Source organism: Vibrio sp. 10N.222.46.A1, assembly GCF_041473595.1.
Classification (GTDB): domain Bacteria; phylum Pseudomonadota; class Gammaproteobacteria; order Enterobacterales; family Vibrionaceae; genus Vibrio; species Vibrio tasmaniensis_A.
Genome location: NZ_JBFRSN010000389.1, coordinates 1 through 5,465, shown reverse-complemented (window position 1 = coordinate 5,465; position 5,465 = coordinate 1). Strand labels below are relative to the sequence as shown.

Annotated in this window: 7 protein-coding genes; 2 read left to right on the top strand and 5 right to left on the bottom strand. The window is 43.6% G+C overall.

Annotation, left to right across the window (positions count from 1 at the left end; genetic code table 11):
* The 5 genes from AB4496_RS12375 to zapE form a co-directional block, all read right to left on the bottom strand.
* Positions 1 to 772, bottom strand: a 772-nt coding sequence (locus tag AB4496_RS12375; RefSeq protein WP_372131055.1) for a cytochrome bc complex cytochrome b subunit, incomplete at its 3' end; no start/stop codon positions are given.
* Entirely contained in the window at positions 772 to 1,362 is a 591-nt protein-coding gene (gene petA, locus AB4496_RS12370; RefSeq protein WP_010434692.1) for a ubiquinol-cytochrome c reductase iron-sulfur subunit, read from the bottom strand. The genes petA and AB4496_RS12375, both read right to left, overlap by 1 nt.
* A gap of 330 nt (positions 1,363 to 1,692) precedes the next feature.
* Complete coding sequence (gene rpsI / locus AB4496_RS12365; protein WP_004740758.1) at positions 1,693 to 2,085, bottom strand: 30S ribosomal protein S9; 393 nt, start codon at positions 2,083 to 2,085, stop codon at positions 1,693 to 1,695.
* Positions 2,086 to 2,098: 13 nt separating this feature from the next.
* Entirely contained in the window at positions 2,099 to 2,527 is a 429-nt protein-coding gene (rplM, locus tag AB4496_RS12360) for a 50S ribosomal protein L13 (protein ID WP_010434689.1), read from the bottom strand.
* Positions 2,528 to 2,774: 247 nt separating this feature from the next.
* A complete protein-coding gene (zapE, locus tag AB4496_RS12355; protein ID WP_009848970.1) occupies positions 2,775 to 3,878 on the bottom strand; it encodes a cell division protein ZapE in 1,104 nt (367 codons plus the stop codon).
* Positions 3,879 to 4,097: 219 nt separating this feature from the next.
* On the opposite strand from zapE, the gene zapG reads away from it, so the two are divergent.
* Together zapG and AB4496_RS12345 are read left to right on the top strand one after the other, a co-directional pair.
* Positions 4,098 to 4,553, top strand: a complete 456-nt coding sequence (zapG, locus tag AB4496_RS12350; protein WP_009848969.1) for a Z-ring associated protein ZapG — start codon at positions 4,098 to 4,100, stop codon at positions 4,551 to 4,553.
* A 126-nt stretch (positions 4,554 to 4,679) separates the two neighbouring features.
* A partial coding sequence (locus AB4496_RS12345; RefSeq protein ID WP_372131057.1) for a trypsin-like peptidase domain-containing protein occupies positions 4,680 to 5,465 on the top strand: 786 nt, incomplete at its 3' end.

The following is a 5,465-nucleotide window of genomic DNA, read 5'->3' as shown; positions in this document are numbered from 1 at the left end:
TCCCGTATGGGTGGAAAGGAATAGAGTCAATGATGTCGTATTTCTTAGTGTAATCCTTGTGGAATGGGAACTGAGTTTTGTAGTCGTCGCCCATTGTGCCTTTAGGAAGCTTAGTTTCGATACCGTCTGGGTTGTTCGAACCCACTTCGTGCAGCGCCAGTACGTGAAGTACGATAAGCAGCAGAAGTACAATTGGCAGAGCAATAACGTGCAGTGCGAAGAAACGGTTCAGCGTTGCACCAGAGATGATGTAGTCACCACGGATCCAAAGCGTTAGGTCATCACCTATAACAGGGATCGCACCAAACAGAGAAATGATTACCTGAGCACCCCAGTAAGACATTTGACCCCATGGTAGTAGGTAGCCCATGAAAGCCTCAGCCATAAGCACTAAGAAGATCAACATACCGAAGATCCAAAGTAACTCACGAGGCTTTTGGTAAGAACCGTAGATTAGACCACGGAACATATGCAGGTAGATCACAACGAAGAATGCCGATGCACCTGTTGAGTGCATGTAACGCAGTAGCCAACCGTATTCCACATCACGCATGATGTATTCAACAGAAGCAAATGCACCCTCACCAGACGGTACATAGTTCATTGTCAGCCAAATACCCGTAAGGATTTGGTTAACCAGTACTAACATTGCTAAAGAACCAAAAAGGTACCAAAAGTTAAAGTTCTTAGGCATTGGGTATTCAGATAAATGCTTCTTGTAAGCATTCATCGCGGGTAGACGTTTCTCTACCCAATCAAGCAATCCTTGCATTACGCGTCTCCCTCGTCCACACCGATCATGATCTTAGTGTCACTCAAATACATATGCTTTGGTACAACAAGATTCAATGGAGCAGGTACGCCTTGGAATACTCGACCTGCCATATCAAACTTTGAACCATGGCAAGGACAGAAGAAACCAGACTTAACACCCTGAACTTGTTCTGCAAAAGAATCTGGCAGGTAAGTTGGAGAACAACCTAAGTGCGTACAGAAACCAACAGCAACGAAGAATTCCGGCTTAATTGAACGAAACTCGTTCTGCGCGTATTCTGGTTGTTGTTCAGCTTCAGATTGAGGGTCACGAAGTTGACCACCGATCGCTTTTAGATTCTCTAGCACCGATTCAGCACGGCGTACAACCCATACAGGCTTACCTTGCCACTCGACACGAACCATTTGTCCCGGCTCTAACTTACTGACTTCCACTTCCACCGGTGCGCCTGCAGCTTTCGCCTTGGCACTCGGGTTCCATGATTTAATAAAAGGCACGGCTACAGCAGCTGCTCCTAAACCACCAACAACGGCTGTTGTTGCGGTTAAGAAACGCCTGCGACCGTTATTTAAAGGCGCGTTGCTCATCCAAACATTCTCCCATTTGCTCCTTATGGATTGAAATAATTCCGAATAAAGAGCATGGCTAACAAAATATGTATTTAGTTCTATTTATTGACGGCAAATGATAAATAAAACCCTACTTTTTGACAAGATAAAGCTACCTTTTTGTAACAATCATGAGGCAAAGCGCACATTGGGTTACAAAAGCTTTCAAAATATAAGAATTTGGAAATAAAACGAGGGAGGGAAAGCGTTTAGAGGGGGCATAAAAACAAAAAGCCCGGCATATAGCCGAGCTTTGAACCACAATTCCAGTCGAAAAACTGGGAGCGTGTACTTTTTCGTAAAGAAAAATTAACGCTTAGAGAATTGAGGTTTACGACGTGCTTTACGTAGACCAACTTTCTTACGTTCAACGCAACGAGCGTCACGCGTAACATAGCCAGCTGCACGTAGAGCAGGACGTAGAGTTTCATCGTATTCCATAAGAGCACGAGTGATACCGTGGCGGATTGCGCCAGCTTGACCTGAAATACCACCACCAGAAACAGTGATGTAAAGGTCAAGTTTCTCAGTTAGTTCAACTAGCTCAAGAGGTTGTTTAACAACCATACGAGAAGTTGGACGACCGAAGTAAACATCAAGGCTGCGCTTGTTGATTACGATCTCACCAGAGCCTGGTTTGATGAAAACACGAGCTGCTGAGCTTTTGCGACGACCAGTGCCGTAGTATTGATTCTCTGCCATTGTCTTAATCCCCTTAGATGTCTAGTACTTGTGGCTGTTGAGCAACATGGTTGTGCTCAGTACCAGCGTACACTTTAAGCTTACGGTACATCGCGCGGCCTAGTGGACCACGTGGAAGCATACCTTTAACTGCTAGTTCAAGAACCATTTCTGGTTTCTTAGCAATTAGCTTTTCAAAAGTGATAGTTTTAAGACCACCTGGGAACTCAGAGTGACGGTAGTAAACCTTACCCTTAGCTTTGTTACCAGTTACAGCAACTTTCTCAGCGTTAACAACGATGATGTAATCACCAGTGTCTACGTGAGGAGTGTATTCTGCTTTGTGCTTGCCGCGTAGGCGAGAAGCGATTTCACTTGCTAGACGGCCAAGAGTTTTGCCTTCAGCGTCTACAACATACCAGTCGCGTTTTACAGTTTCTGGTTTAGCAACGAAAGTTTTCATGCTAATAATTACCTATTTAAAAAATTTACACTTAAGGAATACTCGCGTATTCCCACTGTCTAAGAGTTACCATTCATCACCCCTTCGAGTGTTGGAAAACTCTTGGCATAACGTGATTTTACTCATCGCTAGAGGCCCGCAGTAACGGTAGGTCGCAGGATTATAGAGAAGAGCGAAGAAAAAATCACCTCTTTTTGAACAAAATCACGATTTTTTTAATTCTCTTTCTTATTCGAGATAATCAAAGCTAACTTAAGTGTTCTTTTGCCAAATACTCATGGCTCTGCATTTCAATTAAACGCGACTGACAACGTTTAAACTCAAACTCTAGTTGACCATGGGTGTATAGTTTTTCTAGCTCCACTTCCGCTGAAATAATCAGTTTCACATTGCGCTCATAGAACTCATCAACTAACGCAATAAAGCGTCTAGCAGCGTCATCGGAAGTCACGCCCATTTGCAACACATCAGCCAATAGAACCGTGTGATAAACCCGAGACAACTCAATATAATCGTTCTGGCTACGAGCCGACTGACAAAGCTGAGCAAAAGTACCATGCAGCACACCATCACTCGCTTCGACCACATCTAATTGACGGTGATTAACCTCTATCTGCTTAAGCTTCTCTTTATCTTCACCAACAAGCTGCGCGTAATATGTTTCGAGGTTAATGTTCGCTTGGCTATCCAGTGGGTAATGGTAGATCTCAGCCTGCTCTAAGGTTCTCAGACGATAGTCAATTCCGCTATCAACATTAAGAATATGACAGTTGTCTTGAATGAGCTTAATAGCGGGTAAGAAACGCGCTCGCTGTAACCCGTTGCGATACAGATCCGCAGGTGGAATATTAGAGGTCGCAACCAAGATAACGTTTCGAGCGAATAACTCTTGGAACAAGGTTCCTAAGATCATGGCATCCGTGATGTCTGAAACAAAGAATTCATCAAAACAGATAATATCCGCTTCTTCTTTCAACTTATCTGCGACTAGAGGCAACGGGTCGCTAACATTACCTAGTGCCCTTAGCTCATCATGAACTCGATACATAAAGCGGTGAAAGTGAACGCGCATTTTTTTTGTGGTCGGTAAGGCATCGTAGAACGTATCCATTAAATAGGTTTTACCGCGCCCGACGCCGCCCCAAAAATAGAGGCCTTTTGGTGGCAGTGGCAGTTCTGGCTTTTTGCCCATTAACTTCTGGAATCGAGTCAGTTGAGGAATAGGGGCATTCATGTAATTTTGGAATTGATGAAAGAGTTCATCTAAAGATTTAACGGCTTGCTCTTGTGCTGGATCTCTTTGAAATCCATGTTCTTTTATATCTTGTTCGTATTTTTTAATGGGATTCATGACGACATTTCCACAATGAAAGCGATATCAGACAGCAAATAAAAATGAGCCCAAACAGTATGAGACATGTCGCTATGCGGTGAATAATGCAGCATCAAACTGCTAACTAGCGCACACGCATTTCTCTTTATACTGCGGCTTTCTCATAGTACCATGGAGCTGTATCACGTGTAACTAAGCAGTAACAAACATGTTAAAAAACAATAATAAGGAGCTGTTATGCCTTGGATGTATGCCGTTGCCGGTTTACTAGTCGGAGTTATTTTAGGGGTCGCTATTTCTCGTCTCATGACACCTGAATACAAAAAACAAAAGAACGTACAGAAAGAATTAGATAGCGCAAAGTTTGCCCTGGAACAGCAGCGACAAGAGCTAGCTGACCACTTTGCGAAATCAGCAGAAATGTTGGACACCTTAGGTAAGGACTATACAAAGCTTTACCAACACATGGAAAAAACAAGCTCAGAGCTACTCCCTAACCTGCCAGAGCAAGACAACCCATTTGTGAAAACAGCCGCTGCTCATTCGGATAAGCCACAAGATAAGTCTTCAGTTAAAGAGTCGACGCTTGAAGAACAACCGAAAGATTACGCTAATGGCGCAACCGGTTTATTTACCGAGCAGAAGAAAGAAATCATGGATGCTCCCGATGTCGTTACAGCAAAAGCATCGTAAACATTTAACACTTCTGTGAACTTTACAAAGGTTTTTGAGTCATAACTTTCACTCAGGTCATTTGAAACTTCTCATACTTATTAAACGTATAAGAGGGTTAAGACCTTAACTAGAGAGGAGTTTATGATGAAAAAACCTTTGCTTGCTTTATCAGTACTGACTTTAAGCTTAAGTTCAATCATCACCCCCATTCAAGCTACAGCCGCACTTCCATTAAGTGTGGGTAATGAACAATTACCAAGCCTTGCTCCTATGCTTGAACAAGTAACCCCCGCTGTGGTTAGTATTGCCGTAGAAGGCAAACAGGTACAACGTCAGCAAATCCCTGAACAATTTCAATTCTTTTTTGGTCCAGAACAAACACGAGAACGCCCATTCCGCGGGCTAGGTTCTGGTGTGATCATTGATGCCAAGAAAGGCCATATTGTCACCAATTACCATGTCATCAATGGTGCCGACGATATCAAAGTAAAACTGCATGATGGTCGAGAGTACGATGCAGAGCTCATCGGCGGCGACCAGATGTCTGATATCGCGCTATTAAAACTCGAAACAGCCAAAAACCTTACCCAGATAAAAGTCGCAGATTCCGACAAATTGAGAGTCGGCGATTTCAGTGTGGCTATCGGCAACCCATTTGGGCTTGGTCAAACCGTAACATCCGGTATCGTTTCAGCGTTAGGACGTAGCGGTCTCAATCTAGAGAACTTCGAAAACTTCATTCAAACCGATGCCGCGATTAACAGTGGTAACTCTGGAGGTGCGTTAGTGAATCTTAACGGTGAACTGATTGGTATCAACACGGCCATCCTAGGACCTAACGGCGGCAATGTCGGTATCGGCTTTGCCATTCCATCCAATATGATGACAAACCTGACTGAACAGATTCTCGATTTCGGTGAAGTAAAACGT

Coding starts and splice junctions, on each gene's coding strand:
- zapG (WP_009848969.1), top strand. CDS start 4,098: ATGCCTTGGATGTATGCCGTTGCCGGTTTACTAGTCGGAGTTATTTTA.
- rplM (WP_010434689.1), bottom strand. CDS start 2,527: ATGAAAACTTTCGTTGCTAAACCAGAAACTGTAAAACGCGACTGGTAT.
- rpsI (WP_004740758.1), bottom strand. CDS start 2,085: ATGGCAGAGAATCAATACTACGGCACTGGTCGTCGCAAAAGCTCAGCA.
- petA (WP_010434692.1), bottom strand. CDS start 1,362: ATGAGCAACGCGCCTTTAAATAACGGTCGCAGGCGTTTCTTAACCGCA.
- zapE (WP_009848970.1), bottom strand. CDS start 3,878: ATGAATCCCATTAAAAAATACGAACAAGATATAAAAGAACATGGATTT.